This window comes from Pseudomonas sp. CAM1A (genome assembly GCF_047501685.1).
Lineage (GTDB): Bacteria > Pseudomonadota > Gammaproteobacteria > Pseudomonadales > Pseudomonadaceae > Aquipseudomonas.
Genome location: NZ_JBFNXP010000003.1, coordinates 760837 through 778804, shown reverse-complemented (window position 1 = coordinate 778804; position 17968 = coordinate 760837). Strand labels below are relative to the sequence as shown.

Below are 17968 nucleotides of genomic sequence, written 5' to 3'. Positions count from 1 at the left end.
TCAGCCGACGTTAGCAGCTCTGTCGAGGGTGGCAAATACGCCAAGTGCCGCCATTAACATTGTGAATCTCTTTTCTGCCCTTCCTGCAATCGAGCGCTTTGCGCATACACTGTTGGCGAACCTCCGCGCGCAAGGACCCGCCATGCCCCATGACGCCTTCTGGCTCCCCGCCAGCGAGCATTGCAGCCTTCATGTTCATCAATGGCTGCCCGCCACACCCGTGAAGGCCGTGGTGTTGCTGGCCCACGGCATGGCAGAGCATGCCGGGCGCTACCAGCGCCTGGGCCATGCCCTCAATGCTGCCGGCTACGCGCTGCTCGCCCCCGACCTGCGCGGCCATGGCCGTACCGCCGAGTTGGGCAGCCTGGGCCTGTTCGCCCGCCATAATGGCTGGAATGCCGTGATCAACGACCTGGGCTTGCTGGCCCAGCACGTCGGCCAGCAGTTCCCGGGCACCCCGCTGTTCCTGTTCGGCCACAGCATGGGCAGCTACATCGCCCAGGCCTACCTGCTGCACCACAGCGCCAGCCTGCAAGGCGCGATCCTCAGCGGTTCGAACTTCCAGTCAGTGGCACTGTACCGGGCAGCGCGGCTGATCGCCCGGTTCGAAGCCTGGCGCCAAGGCCCCCTGGGCAAAAGCGCGCTGATCGACTGGCTGTCGTTCGGCTCGTTCAACAAGGCCTTCAAACCCAACCGCACGGCGTTCGACTGGCTCAGCCGCGATGCCGGGGAAGTGGACAAGTACATCGCCGACCCCTTGTGCGGCTTTCGTTGCAGCAACCAGCTGTGGCTCGACCTGCTGCAGGGGCTGGCGCAGATCAGCCAGCCCAGGCATCTCGGGCAGATCGACCCGAACCTGCCCATCCTGGTGATCGGCGGCGAATGTGATCCGGTGAGTGCCGGCAAGCGTCTCACCCATCTGGCCGACGCCCTGCGCGCGACCGGCAACCGTCATGTACAGTTGCGCATCTACCCCGGCGCACGCCACGAAGTGCTCAACGAAACCCATCGCGACGAGGTCACCGCCGAAATCATCGGCTGGCTGGAGCAGGCGCTGGCCCTTGGCCGCCCTGCCCGCAGTGAATGATCGGCCATCTCGCCCGCCCTACAAGGAAGCCTCGATGACCCAGGTCACCAACACCCCTTACGAAGCCCTCGAAGTCGGCCAGAAAGCTGAGTACAAGAAGTCTGTCGAAGAGCGCGACATCCAGCTGTTCGCCGCCATGTCCGGCGACCACAACCCGGTACACCTGGACGCCGAATTTGCCGCCAAGAGCATGTTCCGCGAGCGCATCGCCCATGGCATGTTCAGTGGCGCGCTGATCAGTGCCGCGGTGGCCTGCACCCTGCCTGGCCCGGGCACCATCTACCTGGGCCAGCAGATGAGCTTCCAGAAGCCGGTGAAGATCGGCGATGAACTGACCGTGCGCCTGGAAATCCTCGAGAAGCTGCCCAAGTTCAAGGTGCGCATCGCCACCAATGTGTACAACCAGAACGATGAGCTGGTCGTCAGTGGCGAAGCCGAGATCCTCGCGCCGCGCAAGCAGCAGACGGTCGAGCTGGTCAGCCCGCCGAACTTTGTTGCCAGCTGATTCACCGAGCCGGCCATCGCGGGCACGCTCGCGAAAGCTCAGCCCAGTTCGCGTAACCGCCGTTCGATATGCCGCCGTTCCGGCCCCTGGCGGGTGAGCGCCAGTGCTTGCCGCCAGGCATCGCGGGCCTGATCGAGGTTGCCCAGCTGCCGGTGCAGTTCGGCGCGCGCGGCATGGGCCAGGTGATAATCACCCAGCTCGCCGCGCTGCAGGATTGCCTCCACCGCCTGCAACCCCGCCTGGGCACCGTCCCGTCTGGCCAGCGCCGCCGCCCGGTTCAGTTCCACCACCGCTGATGGCCAATGGCGCTGCAACACATCGTACAGGCCGATGATCTCGTTCCAATCCGTGGCCTCGGCGCTGGGCGCTTCGGCATGCACCGCAGCTATGGCCGCCTGCACGGTATATGGCCCTAAGTCGCGGCTGCGCAGTGCCTGCTGGACCAGTTGGCTGCCCTCGTCGATCTGCCCGCGATCCCACAGGCTGCGATCCTGCTCATCCAGCAGCACCAGCTCGCCCTCGGCGGTGCTGCGCGCCCTCTGCCGCGATGCCTGGAGCAGCATCAGCGCCAGCAGGCCATGCACTTCGGCATCGGGCAGCAACTGTGCCACCAGGCGACCCAGGCGGATCGCCTCATCGGTCAGCTCGCGGGTGGTGACATCTTCGCCCGTCGACGCCGAATAGCCTTCGTTGAACACCAGGTAAATGACCCGCAGCACGCTTTCCAGGCGCTCGGGCAGTTCGCTCAGCTCCGGCACCTGATAGGGAATCTTCGCATCGCGGATCTTGGCCTTGGCACGCACGATGCGCTGGGCGATGGTGGCCGGGCTTTGCAGGAAGGCACGGGCGATCTGCTCGGTGGTCAGGTCACACACCTCGCGCAGGGTCAGCGGTACCTGGGCGTCAGAGGCGAGTGCCGGGTGGCAGCAGGTAAAGATCAGCCGCAGACGGTCATCGGCCAGCAACGTCTGCTCGCCCGGATCGTCGGCTTCGCGTTCGAGCAACATGATCAGGTCGGCCTGGGAGCGGTCAAAACGGGCACTTCGGCGCAGCGCATCGATGGCCTTGAAGCGGCCGACAGACACCAGCCAGGCCCGCGGGTTGGCGGGAATACCATCACGCTGCCAGCGCTGCACGGCAATGAAGAAGGCATCGTGCATGGCCTCCTCGGCCAGGTCGAAGTCCCCCAGCAGGCGGATCAGGGTCGCCAGGATCCGCCGCGAATCGCGGCGGTAGACAGCCTCGACCTCCTGGCGGACTTGCGCTTCCCCCACCATCAATCAGGCTTTCCCTGCTGACTCATGCGGCTTTCTCCCGTTGCGTCAGGGTTGCAGTTCACGCACCGGCCGAACCTCGACACTGCCCACCCGGGCTGCCGGGATGCCCTTGGCGATGTTCAGCGCCTCGTTGAGGTCACGGGCGTCGACCAGGTAGAAACCGGCCAGTTGCTCCTTGGTTTCGGCGAACGGGCCATCGGTCAGGCTCATGCGCCCGGCACGTACACGTACCGTGGTGGCCGTCTGCACAGGCTTGAGCGCCTCGGCGGCGAGCATGCGCCCGCTGCCCTGGATGGATTCGGCGTAGGCCATGCATTCGGCGTCTTCGGGGCTGTCGGGCAGGCTGTGCAACAGCGCTTCATCACAATAGACCAGGCACAGGTATTTCATGATCGTCTCCAGCAGGTCGGCTTGGTGCGGTGGGCGATGAGCGGTATCAGGGCTTGAGGTCGAACAAGGCTTTTTGCGTTTCCATGTCGAACGGCGCCGACCAATGCTCGTGGATCACTTGCCATTGGCCGCCGCTGCGCCGATAGCCGACCGTGGCGCGCATGAAGCCGCACTGGCTTTCGTCGTCGCCCGGGCCACAGCGGTTGAGCCAATGAGCCAGGGCCAGGTCGCCGTCGGCGTGCACCTGCAGCTCTGCCAGTTCGAAGACCATCGGCCCCGTGCACATGCCCATGCACATTTCCCAGTGTGCACGGTAGGCGGCCTTGCCCTTGAATTGCAGGGCCTGGATGGCATCGAAGGCGAGAATGTCGTCGGCGTAGGGAGCGACGATACGGTCCACGTCGCGCTCGCGCACGGCTTGCATCCACTGTTCGATCAGTTGACGAAGTTCGGTTTCGGCTGCGCTGTTCATCAGTGCTTCCTCCAGCGTTCAACAATGATTGGCGCCAGTGCATTCCGGCGCCTTCACCCATGGTCGAACGGGAAAATGGAGAATCGACAACCCGATGAGAAAAAACAGCCAGCGGCACAGAACAGCCCGAATGATCAGGCCGGAACTGCAAGGATGAATTCGCGGTAACCGGAGAGCACCACGTAACCTGCGAAATAGCAGAAGATCGCCGCCGACAACAGGTACGACCAGGTCAGCAGGCGATCGCCAAGCAGCCGCCCGCCATGACTGGCGATACCGCACAGCGAGACACACCAGAGCAGCCCTGCGGCGAAGAAGCCACCGAGGAACAGGCCCGCGTCCAGCGCGCTGCCGGCGCCAGAGCGGGAGATCAGCACGCCGCCGACCGCTGCGAACCAGAGAATCGCGCTGGGCGATGACATGGCCAAAAAGATCCCGCGCAGGAACTCACGCCAGCCCGATTCGATCACTACCTGGCCACGCGATTCCAGGTGCCCGCCGCGCCACGCCGCCAGCAGCATCTTCACCGCGAACCATGCCAATAACGCGGAGCCCCCCAGCCACAACGTCCAGCGCACGCTTTCGAACTGCAGCAAAACGGTCATGCCGGCCAGGGCCGCAATGGCGTAGATGAGATCGCCGACGCAGGTCCCCAGCCCAAGCCAGAAGCCCTGAAGAAACCCCCGCTGCATGGCCAGGGTAATCATGGCGATGTTGGCCACGCCGATGTCCAGGCACAGGGACAGGCTGAGGAGGAAACCATTGGAAAAGGGCATGGCAGGCTCGACTGCGGACGAAAGTCAGCGATTGAACCTGAATGCCCCCTGACGGTACAGGAGGAATTTGCAGGTCAGGCCATCGCCGCCTGCTCGAAGACCTCGTCGGCCCATTGATTCAGGCTCTTGCCGGCAACCTTGGCGGCAAGGCTCGCGGCGGCGTGCACTTCTGGGCGGATGCGCAGCATGACCTTGCCCGAGGCCGGTTTTTCGGGGGGGACGCCCTGTTCGGCGCAATCGGCCAGGTAGTCGTCGAGTGCCTCACGGAACGCCTCGTGCAACGCGGGCACGGCGCTGGCGTGGAAGCTGATGATGTCCCGCAGGCCGAGCACGCGGCCGACGAAAATATCGTCACGCGCGTCGTACTCGATGCGGGCGGCGTACCCTTTGTATCGCATGCAGCTCATGGTCGGACTCCTGCCCGCAGCAGGAACTCGCGGGCCTCTTCTATCTGATATCGCCTGGCTTCCTTGCCAGGATGGGGGCGGTGGCAACGCCAGCACTGCTCGCCCAACAGCATCTTGACCCTGGAACCCTGCCGCTCCAGCACCTGGCCGCCAAGATGCAGCACCAGAGCCTCGATTTCGGCGAACGGCAATGTGGGTGTGGTCGGAGCTCTGAAGATGCTGTCCAGAATCTTGCGATATCGAGTGTTCATCGGAAAATGCTATCAAATAAAGATAGCATTTCCTTTCGACACTTTCATACAGGATCTTTCGTCCCCATCAACACCTGCGCATAGCGCTCGCGATCCACGTTGGCGCCACTGAGTACCACCGCCACCCGCTTGCCCGCCTGACGTCCACGTTCCTGCATCAGGGCGGCCAGGGCGGCGGCACCGGCACCTTCGGCGGTGTTGTGGGTGGTCTCGTGGTAGAGGCGCATGGCTTCGGCGATCTCCTCGTCGCTCACCCGCACGATGCGTGCGGCATGCTCGCGCACCAAGGCGAAGGCGTCGGGGTGCGGCACGCGGCAGGCCATGCCGTCGGCGAAGGTATCGGCGCTGGCGGTGGTGACGATGCGTCCCAGCTCGAAGCTTTGGGCATAAGCGTCTGCGGCAGTGGATACCACGCCGACGATCTCGGTGGACAACCCAAGCAGGTTGCGCGCCTGGATCAGCCCACAGATGCCCGAGCCCATGCCGATCGGCACGTACACGCAATCCAGGTCGGCCACCGCCTCGAACAGCTCCAGGGCATAGGTGGCCACGCCGCGCACCAGCTCCGGGTGGAACGATGGGACCATCTGGTAGCCGCGCGCTTCTGCCAGGCGCGCCGCCTCCTCACGGGCGACGTCGAAGTCCACGCCATGTTCCACCAGCTCCGCGCCCAGGGCGCGCATGGCGGCGTTCTTCTCCCGCGAATTGCCCTCTGGCACCACGATCACCAGCGGCAAGCCTGCCTGGCGTGCCGCCAGGGCCATGCTCTGGCCGTGATTGCCGCGGGTGGCGGTGACCAGGCCACGGGGGACTGCACCACTGGCCAACAGCGAGCGGACATAGACCAGCCCGCCGCGCACCTTGAAGGCCCCCGTGGGTGCATGGTTCTCGTGCTTGACCCACAGCTGGCAACCCAGCCGCTCGGCCAGCAGCGGCCAGGCGTGCTGTGGGGTCGGCGGCACGTGCTGGTGAACGAAAGCGGCGGCTTCGCGCAGGGCGGGCAAGTCGAACATGGCGAACGTCCTTCATCGGTATGGGGTTGAACCGATCCTAAGCGCCGGGCATTGTATGGGTCCAAATAAATATTGCATGGGTAGCAATTTCGTGTGGATTCCGAGCCTCCCGGCCAACGACCAGCCGCGCTACCAGGCCCTGGTCGAGGCCATCGCCAACGCCATCGAACAGGGTGAACTGAAGGTGGGTGAACGCCTGCCCCCGCAACGCCGCCTCGCCTGGGCGCTGGGCCTGAACCCGAGCACCACGCAGCAGGCCTACCGAGAAGCAGCGGCGCGGCACCTGGTGTCCGGGGAGGTGGGGCGCGGCACCTATGTGCTGGCCAGCAGCAAGGAAGCGACGCTGTTTCGCCTCAAGCAACCCAGCCGCCAGTACCCGGTGATCGACCTGTCGACCAATGTGCCGGTGGCCGATCCCTGCAATCGCGACCTCGAGCACAGTCTGCGCAGTCTGCTCGAACAGGGCGATACCGCCCTGCTCGACCATTACCTGGGGCCCGAGCAGTTGCTGTTGGGGCGGATCGAGGGGGCGCGCTGGCTGAGCAACCGCGGTCTGGACCTGGCGCCGGAGGACGTGCTGCTCTGCGGGGGCGCCCAGCAGGCGCTGACCCTCGTGCTGCAGTCGTTGTGCCAGGCGGGCGAGCCGGTGATGGTCGAAGCGTTGACCGCCCCGGGCATCAAGGCGGCCTGTCGCCAGTTGCGCCTGCCCGTGCACGGCGTGGCTCTGGATGAGCAAGGCCTGCTCCCGGACGAACTGGACCGTGTGGTCCGCGCGAGCGGCGCGCGGGTATTGGTCACCACCCCTACCCTGCACAACCCGACCGGGGCGTGCATGAGCGAGGCCCGGCGCCTGGCGCTGGCGCAAGTCGCCAGGCGCCACGAGCTGCTGGTTATCGAGGATGACGTGTACGGCGCCTTGACCGACCGGCCACCACTCTACCCCTTGCTCGAAGGCCGTGGCGTGCTTATCAGCAGCTTGTCCAAGACCGTGGCCGCCGGCTTGCGCCTGGGCTGGATCGTGGCCCGGCCAGCGTTGCTGGAACAGATCGATCCCTATGCCCAGGCCACCCACTGGTCGGTGTCGCCGCTGAACCTGCGCATCGCTTGCCAGTGGATTTCCGACGGGACCGCCGCACGGCGACTGGCCTGGCAGCGAGAGGAACTGGCCGAGCGTTGGCGCCTGGCGCGGGCGTTGCTGGGCAATACACTTCCGGTGGACGGGCTGCCTTCGCCCCATGTCTGGCTGGCCACGCCTGGAGAGGCCGAGGCGCTGGTTGCCCGGTGTCGGGCGCAGGGCGTGGAGATCGTGCCGGCCAGCGTGTTCGCGGTGGGCACGGACAGTGTGCGGGCGGTGCGGGTCAGCCTGTCGGCGGCGCACAGCCGGGCGCAGTTGAAGCAGGGTCTGGAACTTGTGGGGGCGGGCTTGATCCGCGACTGCAGCTGATAGCCATCGCGGGGCAAGCCCGCTCCCACGAGCCTTGTCTTGGCCAGACAGGCTCAATTCAGCCGGCAGCCCTCACCCAATGCACGGTACTGGAGGGTGTGGACCTGCCCTTGATGATCCTCGTAGGTCATGGTGGCGGGTACCACTTCGCAGACGTTGGGGATCGTCGACAGGCTGATCACGCGCTTGATGTCGAGGTTGGTGGAATAGTCGTACTGCTCGACCACAGGCTGGGTATCTGCGGTCTTGGCCTGGTCCGCGAAGGCGAACGGGGACATACCGACCAATGCAAGAATCAGTAAGGCTTTCATGGGTGTCGACCTTGATGGCTATCAAGCTGATCGCGTGACTTCTGACGCCGTCAATGGCCCGGAGAAGTTGTCATCGACTGCGAAGATGACACGAAGTACCGATCCCGCTTTATCGTACTGCCGGGGGGATGAGTGAAAGTCTACTCCGCAGCTGAAATAGTTGAACCCCGTAGTCGGACATTCACCCTTGCCGTATTTGCAACAATCTGCGACAAAGCACCGATGAATTCCTGCCTTAGATAGCCGCACCGCGTGAACCAAGCATGCTCCCCCTGACCTGTACTCGCCTTGCCCCAACCCAGCGCCGCCTGCTCGACCACTTCTACCGCCAGCATGGCTCGCGCATGCGCGCTGCCGGTGAAGGCGAGCAATGGGTGGCGCGTGCCGCAGACATCATCGGTGGCATGAACCTGACGCCCATCGGTGGCGACCACTGGCTGACCGGCCTGTTCGTCGCTCCGCAGTGGCGCGGCCAGCAGATCGCATCCCGGCTGATCGACACGGCGCTGGCCGAAAGCAACGCTGCGACCTGGCTGTTCTGCCACCCGGATCTGGCGCCTTTCTACCAGCGCCTGGCCTTCACACCGGCAACCTCCCTGCCCGAGGCCCTGGCCTCACGCCTGGCCCGCTACCAGCGCAGCAAGGCCCTGCTGGCGATGAGGCGGGGTCAGTCGTCGGCCACGTCGAGCCCGGGGAACAGCACCTCGGTATAGCCGAACTTGCTGAAGTCCTGGATGCGCGAGGGGTACAAACGGCCGATCAGGTGGTCGCACTCATGCTGCACCACCCGGGCATGGAAGCCATCGGCAAAGCGGTTGATCGGGTTGCCCTGCGGATCGATGCCAGAATAACTGATGTGCTTGTAGCGCGGCACCACGCCACGCAGGCCGGGCACCGACAGACAACCCTCCCAGCCGTCCTCGACCTCCGTGGCCAACGGCGTGATCACCGGGTTGAGCAGGATGGTCCGCGGCACCGGCTCGGCGTCCGGGTAACGCTCGCTGCGCTCGAAGCCGAAGATCACCAGTTGCAGGTCGATGCCGATCTGCGGCGCGGCCAGGCCGACACCGCCGACATGGGCCATGGTCTCGAACATGTCGTCGATCAGTTGCGCAAGCTCCGGGCTGCCGATCATGTGCTCGGGAACCGGTGGGGCGATGCGCAGCAGGCGTTCATCGCCCATCTTGAGAATGTCGCGGATCATCAGGTATTCGGCTCGCGGGTCTGGGGTTCGGGTGTCACCGGGTGCTCATGGCCGAGCACGGTGATGCTCTGTTGCGGGTTGTCCTGCTCGAATTCCTTTTCGCCGGGGTTCTTGCCCTCGGCCGACATGTGCTCGATCACCGCGTTCATCTCGGCGCCCAGCAGCAGCACGGCGGCGGATATGTAGAAGTACAGCAACAGCACGATGATCGCCCCGATACTGCCATACATGGCGTTGTAGTCGGCAAAGGTCTTCACGTAGTAGGCAAAGCCCAGCGAGGCGACGATCCACACCACCACCGCCAGCACCGAACCTGGGGTGATGAAACGGAATTTCTGCTTCACATCGGGCATCACGTAGTAGATCAGCGCCACCGCCACCATCATCAGAATGATGATCGCCGGCCAGCGCAGGATGGTCCAGACGATGACGACCGCCTCCTCCAGCCCGACCTGGGAAGCGATCCACTCCATCACCTGCGGCCCCAGCACCATCAGCGCCGCCGCTGCCAGGAGCATGCCGGCGATGCCGACGGTATAGATGACCGACAGCGGAATGCGCTTCCACACCGGCCGCCCCTCGGGCACGTCGTAGGCCGCGTTCATCGCGCTCATCATCAGGCGCACGCCCGCCGAGGCCGTCCACAGGGCAATCACGATACCCACCGACAGCAGCCCGCCCTTGGACTGCTGCAACTGGTCGATCACCGGGTTGACTTGCTCCAGGGCCTGGGGCGGCAGCACCAGCTCCGACTGCAGGCGCAGCCAGGAGAAGAAGTCCGGCAGATGCAGGAAACCGATCAGGGCGATCAGGAACAGCAGGAAGGGGAACAGCGAGAACAGCATCTGGTAGGCCAGCGCGGAGGCATAGGTGGACATCTCGTCATCGAGGAACTCCTTGACGGTGCGCACCAACACGCGGTGCAGGGGCAGGCCGCGCAGGTCGGGGAAAATCATAGCGTCTCCTTTCGCCGCTTGATCGGGATGGCAATGCTGCAAGTCTAATAGACCAGGCGGCGGGCGTGCTGTTCGCTTGTGCTTGCGCACAGTACAAAGCAAGCGCGGGGCAAGCCCGCCCCCAGTTTGCGGGAGCGGGCTTGCCCCGCGGCCAGGCTGCGGCGATCAAGGTTTCTTCACGGCATCCTTGACCTTGCCCACGGCCTGTTGCGCCTCGCCTTTCAGTTCCTGGGCCTTGCCCTCGGCGCGCAGCTTGTCATTGTCGGTCACCTTGCCGACGCCCTGCTTGATATTACCCACGGCCTCGTTGGCCAGGCCCTTCGCTTTGTCCTTGGTGCCACTCATGGGATGTCTCCTCGGGGGAAAGACACGGGAAATCGTGTCGACACCTGATCGACCCAAGGCCGTTGGCCAGAGTTTCAATTCATTCGCACCCTGTCAGCCAAACGGCAATTGGCTTGGTTCGATATGCTTGCACGGGGCGGGTTAGGTGATTTCGAGGGAAGCGGGCTTGCCCCGCGATAAACCCCACCCCACAATGGCAGGCCTTACTCGCGTCAACCCGCAGGAACCTGCATGAAACTCGACAAACCCACCGCCATCGCTCGCCGTAACGAGGCGCTGGCCAAGCCGGTACTCACCAGTGCCAACACCCTGTTCGCCATTCTCGACACCAAGCGCAACCTGTGGTGGTTCGAAGTGCCGGTCGCACTGCTGCGCAAGGGCCAGCCCGACTGGGTCAACCTGCTGCTGCACACCCCCGAGAACGACGGGCTGCAGCACCTGAAGGTACCCACCAACTTCCTCAAGGCTCATCAGGAGCAGATGGAAGTGCGCAACCCCGGCAAGCGCCGTTCGACCATCAGCCTGGCCCTGAGCGCCGACCGCGACTCACTGCTGCGCGACACCCGCCCGGGTGGCGAGCAGCTGGACTTCAGCACCTTCGTGCAGGGCTGATCAGGCCCGCTCGATGCGATCGTCATGGATGACGATGCGGCCCTGCTTGAACAACGCGCCGATGGCCTTCTTGAAGTTGCCCTTGCTGACGTTGAACATCTGGCTGATCAGCGCAGGGTCGCTCTTGTCGCACACCGGCAGCACACCACCGTTGGCCTCCAGGCGCTGCATGATCTGTTCGTGCAGGTTGTCGGCCAAGGCCTGGCCCACCGGCTGCAGGCTCAGGGCGATCTTGCCGTCGGCGCGCACTTCCTTGATGAAGCCCTTCTCGTGCATGCCCGAACGCAGGAACTTGAACACCTCGTTCTTGTGGATCAAGCCCCAGTGGCGGTTGTTGATGATCGCCTTGAAGCCCATCGGCGTCTCGCCGGCCACCAGCAGCTCGACCGGCTGGCCGACGCTGTAGTCCACCGGGGTGCGGTCCAGGTAGCGGTCCAGCTTGGCAGTGGCGGTGATGCGCCGGGTGCGCTTGTCCAGGTAGGCATGGACCACGCAGTAGTCGCCGATCTTCAGTTGCCGCGACTCTTCCGAGTAGGGCATCAGCAGGTCCTTGGACAGACCCCAGTCGAGGAAGATGCCCGCACCGTTGATGTCCTTGACCTTGAGGCTGGCGAACTCACCGACCTGCATCTTCGGCTTTTCGGTGGTAGCGATCAGTTGGTCTTCGCTGTCCAGGTAGATGAACACGTTGAGCCAGTCGTCCAGCTCCAGCTCGGCATCCTTGGGGAAGTAGCGCCGCGGCAGGAGGATTTCGCCATCGGCGCCGCCATCCAGGTACAGGCCGAACTCCACGTGTTTCACGATTTGCAAACTGTTGTAACGCCCAAGCAGAGCCATTTCCGAAGATCCTCAAGACAAGGCGGCTATTCTAACACCTGACCCGCCCGGCCGCCCGAGCGCACATTCGCCGGAACCGTCGGGCCCACCGTGCGTCTACCGCCTGGCCAGCCCAGCAAGGATTCGCTCATGCCCCTTCGCCTGCCCAAAGCCCTGCTCATGCTCATCGGCTTCGCCCTGGCCCTGGCGGCCTGCAGCCGCATCGACCTGGCCTACCGCAACCTCGACCGCCTGGTGCCGTGGTCGCTGGGCGACTACCTGGACATGAACCGCGAGCAGAAGCAGTTGCTCGACGAACGGCTCAAGGCGCACCTGGCCTGGCACTGCAAGACCCAACTGCCCGGCTACCTCGACTGGCTCGACCGGGTACAACTGATGGTCGCCAACGACGCGGTCACCGATGAAACCCTGCGCCAACGCACGGTCGAGGCACGCCAGGCCATCCGCCGGGTCACCGAAGCGATAACCCCCTCTGCCGCCGAACTGCTCAAGGGCATGAATGACAGCCAGGTCGCGGAAATGCGCGAGGCTTTTCGCAAGGACATCGACAAACGCCAGAAGGAATACGTCGACACGCCACTGGCCAAGCAGGTCGAGAACCGTGCCGCGCGCATGCGCAAGCGCCTCGAGCCCTGGCTGGGCGAGCTCGATGCCGAGCAACGGCTGCGGGTGATGAGCTGGTCACAGGCCCTGGGTGACCAGAATCGCCAATGGATCGCCAACCGCGCCCACTGGCAGCAGCAACTGGTGCTGGCGATGGACCAGCGCGCCAGCCCGAGCTTCGAGCCCCGGTTGGCGCAGTTGCTGCAGCGCAAGGAAAGCCTGTGGACGCCGGAGTACCGCCTGGCATTCCAGAACACCGAGCGCCAGGCACGCAGCCTGCTGGTGGATCTGCTGAAACAGAGCAGCCCGGCCCAGCGGCAATTCCTGCAGCAGCGGCTGAGCAAGGTGCGTTCGGACTTCAGCGAGCTCAAGTGCCTCAAGGGGTGAAAAGCTAAGGCCTAACGCGCCTTGCGCCGATAAGGGAACACATCGATCACCTTCCCTGCCCGGATCGCCTCCTGCAGGCCTTTCCAGTAATCGGCGTCGTACAGTTCGCCATGCAAACGACTGAACAAGCGGCGCTGGCCGATATCGGCGAACAGGAACGGCGGAAACTCTTCGGGGAACACGTCATGCGGCCCGATCGAGTACCACGGCTCGCCGGACATCTCGTCCTCGGGATAGCGCGGCGGCGGGATATGACGGAAGTTGACCTCGGTGAGGTAGCTGATCTCGTCGTAGTCGTAGAACACCACCCGGCCATGGCGGGTGACGCCGAAGTTCTTCAGCAGCATGTCGCCGGGGAAGATGTTCGCCGCCGCCAATTGCTTGATCGCCAGCCCATAGTCTTCCAGCGCCTCCAGCACCTGGGCTTCGCTGGCCTGTTCGAGGTACAGGTTGAGCGGGGTCATGCGCCGTTCGGTCCAGCAATGGCGGATCAGCACCGTGTCGCCCTCAAGCGCTACGGTGGAGGGCGCCACCTCTAGCAGTTCCGCCAGGCAGTCGGGGTCGAACTTGCCCCGCGGAAAGCGAAAATCGGCGAACTCCTGGGTATCGGCCATGCGCCCGACGCGGTCGACGCTTTTCACCAGGCGGTATTTCTCGATCACCGTGGCCCGGTCGACTGTCTTGGACGGCGAGAAGCGGTCCTTGATGATCTTGAACACAGTGTTGAAGCCCGGCAGGGTAAACACGCTCATGACCATGCCGCGCACGCCCGGGGCCATGACAAAGCGGTCGTCGCTGTTGGCCAGGTGGTTGATCAGCGCCCGGTAGAACTCCGACTTGCCATGTTTGTAGAACCCGATCGAGGTATACAGCTCGGCGATATGCTTGCCCGGCAAAATGCGCTTGAGGAAGTTGACGAACTCCGCTGGCACCGGCACATCGACCATGAAATACGAACGGGTGAAGGAGAAGATGATCGACACCTCCGCCTCGTCGGTAATCAGCGCATCGGCCTCGATGCCATGCCCCTCGCGGTGCAGCAGCGGGATCACCAGTGGCCACTGCTCATCGAGGGTGTACAGGCGACCGACCAGGTAGGCGCCCTTGTTGCGGTAGAGCACCGGGGTGAACAGCTCCACCGCCAGGGCCGGATCCTTGCAGACCCAGTCGGGCAGGCATTCACGCAATTGATCCTCCAGGCGCGCGATATCGCCTTCCCGGTCGCCATACGGCACGTCGAACGCATAGTCGGCGAAGATCGCTCGCAACAAGCCTTTGAGACCGTCCTGCAGCGTATAGGTGCGCGTCTGCGCCGCCCGCTCACGGCCGCGCATCGATGGCCGGGTGGTGTGGATGAACATGCAACCGTCGCTGATCAGGTCATGGCTGAACAGGCTGCAGAACAACGAGTTGTACCAGGTCTCGGACAGCTCGTCGTCCAGCCGGGGATCGATCAGGCGAATGTAGGCGTTCTTGACCAGCGGCCATTGCTCGACGTCCAGCAGCACCTCAGTGGCGAAGCGCTGGCGCAGCCAGCCGTTGACCTCGGCGACTTTCTCTTCGTACAAGTTGATGCGCGCTGCGGCGGCGTGCTGGATGTCCTGCCAGCGCGCCTGTTCGAAGCGCTCGCGGGCGCCGAGGGTGATACGGCGAAAGTGCTCGCGGTAGTCGTCGAAGCCATCGAGGATCATCCGGGCGATATCGACGGCGGGCCAGGGTGGGGTCATGCGCGTGCCTCTGTGCAATGGTCACCGAGAGAGCTTAGCCGGATACGAGCCCTGTGGGAGCCGGCTTGCCGGCGATGAAGCCCGTAAGGCGATCCCGGATTCACACAGCAAGAAAGCACAAGAATCCCCCACTCGCCCTGACGTACACTCGCGCCCTGCCCTACCGCCGGAGACCACCGTGAGCCCCATCGCCCTCGCCCGCCTGCTGACCCTTGCCGCTGTCTGGGGCGCCAGCTTCCTGTTCATGCGCATCATTGCCCCGGAGCTCGGCACCGTGCCGACCGCCTTCTTCCGTGTGTCGATCGCCTGCCTCGGACTGATCGCCATCCTCGCCGCCGCCCGCGTGCGTTGGAACTTCGAGGGCAAGCTGGGCGCCTGCCTGGTGCTGGGCATGATCAACTCGGGCATTCCGGCCACGTTCTATTCCGTGGCGGCGCAGGTGCTGCCGGCCGGCTATTCGGCGATCTTCAACGCCACCACGCCGCTGATGGGCGTACTGATCGGCGCCTTGTTCTTCCGCGAAGCCATGACCCTGCCCAAGCTCTGCGGGATCTTCCTCGGGCTGTTCGGTGTCGGCATTCTCAGCGGTGCCGGCCCGGTGGCGCTGGACATGGCCCTGGTGCAAGGCGCACTGGCCTGCCTGGCCGCCACCACCTGCTACGGCTTCGCGGGCTTCCTGGCAAGGCGCTGGGTCGGCACGCTGGACAGCCGCCTGTCGGCGCTGGGCAGCATGCTCGGCGCCACCTTGCTGCTCAGCCCGTTGTTCGCCTGGAGCGCGCTGACCCAGCCGCCGGCCAGCTGGGGCGGCTGGCAGGTATGGCTGTCGCTCTTGGGCCTGGGGCTGCTGTGCACGGCGTTCGCCTACATCCTGTACTTCCGCCTGCTGAACGAAATCGGGCCGGTCAAGGCCAGTACCGTGACCTTCCTGATTCCGGTGTTCGGCGTGCTGTGGGGCGCGTGGCTGCTGGATGAGCCGCTGTCGATGGCGCACCTGTATGGCGGTCTGCTGATCGGTGCGGCGCTGTGGTTGGTGTTGCGCCCGGCACGGTGCTGAAAAAAGGGAGCGGGCTTGCCCCGCTCCCACCACTCGTTGACTCAGGCTTCGGCCGTGCGCAACGCAGGTTTACGGAACACGAACAGCAAGCCGATCACGATCAGTCCCATCCCCAGCAGACTGAGGGGCGCCAGGCGGTTGCCGAAGATGATGAAATCCATCACCGCCGTGACCGCCGGCACCAGGTAGAACAGGCTGGTGACATTGACCAGGTTGCCCCTGGCGATCAGCCGGTACAACAGCAGCGTGGCCAGCAGCGAGACCACCAGCCCCATCCACAGCAGCGCGCCAAGAAAACCGGCGTTCCACTGGACGTGCAGCGGCTGCAACGGCGCGAACACCGCGCACATTGCGAAGCCCGCGATGTATTGCAGGGGCAAGGTGCCCATGGGGTTGTCGGTAATGCGTTTCTGCAGGATCGAGCCCAAGGTCATGCTGCCCAGCGCCAGCAGGGCGAACAGCATCCCGGCGAGGGACACCCCACCCAGGTTGATGCCCTGGTAGACCACCATCACCAGGCCGCCCAGGCCAAGCCCCAGGCCGAACAATCGGCTCCAGGACCGCTGACGCTCCATTAGCACCACGGTCAGGATCGGTTGCACGCCCATGACCGTGGCCATGACACCGGGAGTTACGTGGGTGTTCAGCGCCAGCAGGTAGAAGATCTGGTAGGCGCCGAGCAGTACGCAGCCGGTCCCCAGGGCGCGAACAATGCCGCCCCGGGTACGTGGCCAGCGCAATCCGAGCAACGGGCCGATCAACAGCAGACCGAACAGCGCCAGGGCCGAACGCAGCAGCAGGAAGGCGAAGGGGCTGGCCTGGGCCAGGCCGAGTTTGGAAACGATCGCGCCACTGCTCCAGAGCAGGACGAACAGGCTGGTGGTGGCCGCCGAGGCCACGGATGCTTTGTTGAAGACAGACATGTATTGCCACCTGAAATGAGGCGAAAAAGCCAGACGGCGGGCGTTTACTTCAGTAAGGGAAGCTGCCGACCGTGTTCAGTAGGTTGCGTGTGCGAGAGGATGCGGCAGGAGCCGATCAGCCCAGCACGACCACGCAAGGAGGCGGAGCTACGCCGCCTACAACGCCACTGACAGGTGGTGGTGGATAGTGACTGATCATGGCCGGCTGCTGGCTGCCACGCACGACCACGCCCGCGACAGGCGCGAGAACGTAAGCGATGGTGGAAGGGATGGCGGGCATGAACAGGTCTTCGGGGAAGAGAGTGTTTCGGAATATAGCGGGGGAATCATCCTGGGGCAAGCCTGCTTGCACAAGGTGCGAAACAGGCCTGCTCAAGCGGATCAGAACAACCAGTGGTACAGGGCGTAGGCGACGACAACCGCCAGCACCGGCCGCAGCACGCGGTAGGCCTTGGGGTTGGCACGCTTGAACTGCTTGACCCGGGTGCTGATGACATTGCTGAAGCGCTTGCTCCAGGCATAGGCCTGGTTGATCCCGCCGACACGCTCGTCATCGGTGTTCTGCGGCGCGGTGGCGCGGCCGAGGAAAGCACTGACCTTGCGGTTGATGCGGGTCATCAGCGGGCTGTTGAGCGGGCGCTCGACGTCGCAGAACAGGATCACGCGGGTGACCTCGGTCTCGTTCTTGACCCAGTGCACGAAGGTCTCGTCGAACATCACGTCCTCGCCGTCGCGCCAAGCGTAGGGCTGGCCATCAACGTAGATGCGGCAGTTGTCGGAGTTCGGCGTGGACAGGCCCAGGTGGTAGCGCAGGGAGCCGGCGAACGGGTCGCGGTGCGGGTTCAGGTGGCTGCCGCCGGGCAACAGGGCGAACATCGCGCCCTTGACGTTGGGGATACTGCTGACCAGCTCGACGGTCTTCGGGCACAGCGCTTCGGCCGAAGGCAGCGGTTTGTCGTACCACTTCAGGTAGAAACGCTTCCAACCCTTCTTGAAGAACGAACCGAAGCCGGCGTCGTTGTCTTTTTCCGCCGCGCGGATGTAACCCTCGTCGAACAGACGCATGGCCTCTTCGCGGATCACTTCCCAGTTGTCCTTGAGCACATCCAGCTCGGGGAAGCGCTGGCGGTCCAGGTACGGCTTGGAAGGTACGCCGGAGAACAGGTACATCAGGCTGTTGTAGGGGGCGAACAGCGCCGAATGGTTGACGAACTGGCGCAGCACCGGCAGGCGTGCCTTGCCGCGCAGGTGCACGAACAGCACACTGCCGAAGAACACCAGCAGGACACCGGCCTTGGCGACGAAGGAAAAGGTCATGCAACACTCCTTGGAGGGGAAATCAGGCCATCCCCAGATAGCCGGACATCATAAACCCATCAGGGGCAGC

The 17968-nt window shown here is 64.3% G+C and carries 22 protein-coding genes; 7 read left to right on the top strand and 15 right to left on the bottom strand.

All coding sequences use genetic code 11. From position 1 onward, the window contains the following. Positions 1-142 precede the first annotated feature (142 nt). Both ABZO33_RS12105 and ABZO33_RS12100 read left to right on the top strand, forming a co-directional pair. Complete coding sequence (locus ABZO33_RS12105) at positions 143-1087, top strand: lysophospholipase (RefSeq protein ID WP_414536203.1); 945 nt, start codon at positions 143-145, stop codon at positions 1085-1087. Positions 1088-1121: 34 nt separating this feature from the next. Beyond that, on the top strand, positions 1122-1592 hold the full coding sequence (locus ABZO33_RS12100; protein WP_023631542.1) for a MaoC family dehydratase: 471 nt from the start codon (positions 1122-1124) through the stop codon (positions 1590-1592). 38 nt (positions 1593-1630) lie between these two features. On the opposite strand, the gene ABZO33_RS12095 is transcribed toward ABZO33_RS12100, so the two are convergent. From ABZO33_RS12095 to ABZO33_RS12065, 7 genes are all read right to left on the bottom strand, one after another. Then, on the bottom strand, positions 1631-2869 hold the full coding sequence (locus ABZO33_RS12095; RefSeq protein ID WP_414536202.1) for an RNA polymerase sigma factor: 1239 nt from the start codon (positions 2867-2869) through the stop codon (positions 1631-1633). 45 nt (positions 2870-2914) lie between these two features. Beyond that, on the bottom strand, positions 2915-3259 hold the full coding sequence (locus tag ABZO33_RS12090; RefSeq protein ID WP_023631072.1) for a YciI family protein: 345 nt from the start codon (positions 3257-3259) through the stop codon (positions 2915-2917). Positions 3260-3305: 46 nt separating this feature from the next. Further along, entirely contained in the window at positions 3306-3731 is a 426-nt protein-coding gene (locus ABZO33_RS12085) for a YybH family protein (RefSeq protein WP_414536201.1), read from the bottom strand. A 134-nt stretch (positions 3732-3865) separates the two neighbouring features. Further along, entirely contained in the window at positions 3866-4507 is a 642-nt protein-coding gene (locus tag ABZO33_RS12080) for a LysE family translocator (RefSeq protein WP_102684399.1), read from the bottom strand. 74 nt (positions 4508-4581) lie between these two features. Further along, a complete protein-coding gene (locus ABZO33_RS12075) occupies positions 4582-4914 on the bottom strand; it encodes a type II toxin-antitoxin system HicB family antitoxin (RefSeq protein ID WP_414536200.1) in 333 nt (110 codons plus the stop codon). After that, on the bottom strand, positions 4911-5165 hold the full coding sequence (locus ABZO33_RS12070; RefSeq protein WP_414536199.1) for a type II toxin-antitoxin system HicA family toxin: 255 nt from the start codon (positions 5163-5165) through the stop codon (positions 4911-4913). The genes ABZO33_RS12075 and ABZO33_RS12070 overlap by 4 nt, the downstream gene beginning before the upstream one ends. A 44-nt stretch (positions 5166-5209) precedes the next feature. Then, positions 5210-6178: a threonine dehydratase gene (locus ABZO33_RS12065; RefSeq protein WP_414536198.1), complete on the bottom strand. Its 969-nt coding sequence runs from the start codon at positions 6176-6178 to the stop codon at positions 5210-5212. Between the two features lie 76 nt (positions 6179-6254). Here ABZO33_RS12065 and ABZO33_RS12060 point away from each other — a divergent pair, with 76 nt between their 5' ends. Then, a complete protein-coding gene (locus tag ABZO33_RS12060) occupies positions 6255-7622 on the top strand; it encodes a PLP-dependent aminotransferase family protein (protein WP_414536197.1) in 1368 nt (455 codons plus the stop codon). A 53-nt stretch (positions 7623-7675) separates the two neighbouring features. Here ABZO33_RS12060 and ABZO33_RS12055 read toward each other — a convergent pair whose 3' ends face one another. Beyond that, positions 7676-7933, bottom strand: a complete 258-nt coding sequence (locus ABZO33_RS12055) for a DUF2790 domain-containing protein (protein WP_023629531.1) — start codon at positions 7931-7933, stop codon at positions 7676-7678. Positions 7934-8196: 263 nt separating this feature from the next. Here ABZO33_RS12055 and ABZO33_RS12050 point away from each other — a divergent pair, with 263 nt between their 5' ends. Beyond that, positions 8197-8646, top strand: a complete 450-nt coding sequence (locus ABZO33_RS12050; protein WP_414536196.1) for a GNAT family N-acetyltransferase — start codon at positions 8197-8199, stop codon at positions 8644-8646. On the opposite strand, the gene def is transcribed toward ABZO33_RS12050, so the two are convergent. The 3 genes from def to ABZO33_RS12035 form a co-directional block, all read right to left on the bottom strand. Then, positions 8601-9137, bottom strand: coding sequence for a peptide deformylase (gene def, locus ABZO33_RS12045; protein ID WP_031314713.1), 537 nt, complete (start codon positions 9135-9137; stop codon positions 8601-8603). The two genes, ABZO33_RS12050 and def, sit on opposite strands and share 46 nt — an antisense overlap. Continuing rightward, entirely contained in the window at positions 9137-10093 is a 957-nt protein-coding gene (locus ABZO33_RS12040; RefSeq protein WP_046856666.1) for a YihY/virulence factor BrkB family protein, read from the bottom strand. Before ABZO33_RS12040 ends, def begins: the two co-directional genes overlap by 1 nt. Before the next feature lie 165 nt (positions 10094-10258). Next, a complete protein-coding gene (locus ABZO33_RS12035; protein ID WP_023629533.1) occupies positions 10259-10438 on the bottom strand; it encodes a CsbD family protein in 180 nt (59 codons plus the stop codon). Between the two features lie 231 nt (positions 10439-10669). On the opposite strand from ABZO33_RS12035, the gene ABZO33_RS12030 reads away from it, so the two are divergent. Next, positions 10670-11050 (top strand): hypothetical protein, encoded by a 381-nt coding sequence (locus tag ABZO33_RS12030; protein ID WP_023629534.1) that lies wholly within the window; start codon positions 10670-10672, stop codon positions 11048-11050. On the opposite strand, the gene ABZO33_RS12025 is transcribed toward ABZO33_RS12030, so the two are convergent. Continuing rightward, on the bottom strand, positions 11051-11887 hold the full coding sequence (locus ABZO33_RS12025) for a S1 RNA-binding domain-containing protein (protein ID WP_414536195.1): 837 nt from the start codon (positions 11885-11887) through the stop codon (positions 11051-11053). 129 nt (positions 11888-12016) lie between these two features. Here ABZO33_RS12025 and ABZO33_RS12020 point away from each other — a divergent pair, with 129 nt between their 5' ends. Further along, positions 12017-12877, top strand: a complete 861-nt coding sequence (locus ABZO33_RS12020; protein WP_414536194.1) for a DUF6279 family lipoprotein — start codon at positions 12017-12019, stop codon at positions 12875-12877. An 11-nt stretch (positions 12878-12888) separates the two neighbouring features. Here ABZO33_RS12020 and aceK read toward each other — a convergent pair whose 3' ends face one another. Further along, complete coding sequence (aceK, locus tag ABZO33_RS12015) at positions 12889-14604, bottom strand: bifunctional isocitrate dehydrogenase kinase/phosphatase (RefSeq protein ID WP_414536193.1); 1716 nt, start codon at positions 14602-14604, stop codon at positions 12889-12891. Positions 14605-14782: 178 nt separating this feature from the next. Between aceK and ABZO33_RS12010 the strand changes: the two genes are divergently transcribed. Next, positions 14783-15658: a DMT family transporter gene (locus tag ABZO33_RS12010; protein ID WP_414536192.1), complete on the top strand. Its 876-nt coding sequence runs from the start codon at positions 14783-14785 to the stop codon at positions 15656-15658. A gap of 41 nt (positions 15659-15699) precedes the next feature. On the opposite strand, the gene ABZO33_RS12005 is transcribed toward ABZO33_RS12010, so the two are convergent. Further along, positions 15700-16581, bottom strand: coding sequence for a DMT family transporter (locus ABZO33_RS12005; protein WP_414536191.1), 882 nt, complete (start codon positions 16579-16581; stop codon positions 15700-15702). Positions 16582-16962: 381 nt separating this feature from the next. After that, positions 16963-17898, bottom strand: coding sequence for an aspartyl/asparaginyl beta-hydroxylase domain-containing protein (locus ABZO33_RS12000; RefSeq protein WP_046856670.1), 936 nt, complete (start codon positions 17896-17898; stop codon positions 16963-16965). Positions 17899-17968 lie beyond the last annotated feature (70 nt).

Bases quoted from the DNA above. Each gene is read 5' to 3' on its own strand.
- ABZO33_RS12070 (WP_414536199.1), bottom strand. From the start codon at position 5,165: ATGAACACTCGATATCGCAAGATTCTGGACAGCATCTTCAGAGCTCCG.
- ABZO33_RS12080 (WP_102684399.1), bottom strand. From the start codon at position 4,507: ATGCCCTTTTCCAATGGTTTCCTCCTCAGCCTGTCCCTGTGCCTGGAC.
- ABZO33_RS12035 (WP_023629533.1), bottom strand. From the start codon at position 10,438: ATGAGTGGCACCAAGGACAAAGCGAAGGGCCTGGCCAACGAGGCCGTG.
- ABZO33_RS12090 (WP_023631072.1), bottom strand. From the start codon at position 3,259: ATGAAATACCTGTGCCTGGTCTATTGTGATGAAGCGCTGTTGCACAGC.
- ABZO33_RS12025 (WP_414536195.1), bottom strand. From the start codon at position 11,887: ATGGCTCTGCTTGGGCGTTACAACAGTTTGCAAATCGTGAAACACGTG.
- ABZO33_RS12040 (WP_046856666.1), bottom strand. From the start codon at position 10,093: ATGATTTTCCCCGACCTGCGCGGCCTGCCCCTGCACCGCGTGTTGGTG.
- ABZO33_RS12030 (WP_023629534.1), top strand. From the start codon at position 10,670: ATGAAACTCGACAAACCCACCGCCATCGCTCGCCGTAACGAGGCGCTG.
- ABZO33_RS12075 (WP_414536200.1), bottom strand. From the start codon at position 4,914: ATGAGCTGCATGCGATACAAAGGGTACGCCGCCCGCATCGAGTACGAC.
- ABZO33_RS12060 (WP_414536197.1), top strand. From the start codon at position 6,255: ATGGGTAGCAATTTCGTGTGGATTCCGAGCCTCCCGGCCAACGACCAG.
- def (WP_031314713.1), bottom strand. From the start codon at position 9,137: ATGATCCGCGACATTCTCAAGATGGGCGATGAACGCCTGCTGCGCATC.
- ABZO33_RS12000 (WP_046856670.1), bottom strand. From the start codon at position 17,898: ATGACCTTTTCCTTCGTCGCCAAGGCCGGTGTCCTGCTGGTGTTCTTC.
- ABZO33_RS12085 (WP_414536201.1), bottom strand. From the start codon at position 3,731: ATGAACAGCGCAGCCGAAACCGAACTTCGTCAACTGATCGAACAGTGG.
- ABZO33_RS12095 (WP_414536202.1), bottom strand. From the start codon at position 2,869: ATGGTGGGGGAAGCGCAAGTCCGCCAGGAGGTCGAGGCTGTCTACCGC.
- ABZO33_RS12105 (WP_414536203.1), top strand. From the start codon at position 143: ATGCCCCATGACGCCTTCTGGCTCCCCGCCAGCGAGCATTGCAGCCTT.
- aceK (WP_414536193.1), bottom strand. From the start codon at position 14,604: ATGACCCCACCCTGGCCCGCCGTCGATATCGCCCGGATGATCCTCGAT.
- ABZO33_RS12100 (WP_023631542.1), top strand. From the start codon at position 1,122: ATGACCCAGGTCACCAACACCCCTTACGAAGCCCTCGAAGTCGGCCAG.
- ABZO33_RS12020 (WP_414536194.1), top strand. From the start codon at position 12,017: ATGCCCCTTCGCCTGCCCAAAGCCCTGCTCATGCTCATCGGCTTCGCC.
- ABZO33_RS12005 (WP_414536191.1), bottom strand. From the start codon at position 16,581: ATGTCTGTCTTCAACAAAGCATCCGTGGCCTCGGCGGCCACCACCAGC.
- ABZO33_RS12050 (WP_414536196.1), top strand. From the start codon at position 8,197: ATGCTCCCCCTGACCTGTACTCGCCTTGCCCCAACCCAGCGCCGCCTG.
- ABZO33_RS12055 (WP_023629531.1), bottom strand. From the start codon at position 7,933: ATGAAAGCCTTACTGATTCTTGCATTGGTCGGTATGTCCCCGTTCGCC.
- ABZO33_RS12065 (WP_414536198.1), bottom strand. From the start codon at position 6,178: ATGTTCGACTTGCCCGCCCTGCGCGAAGCCGCCGCTTTCGTTCACCAG.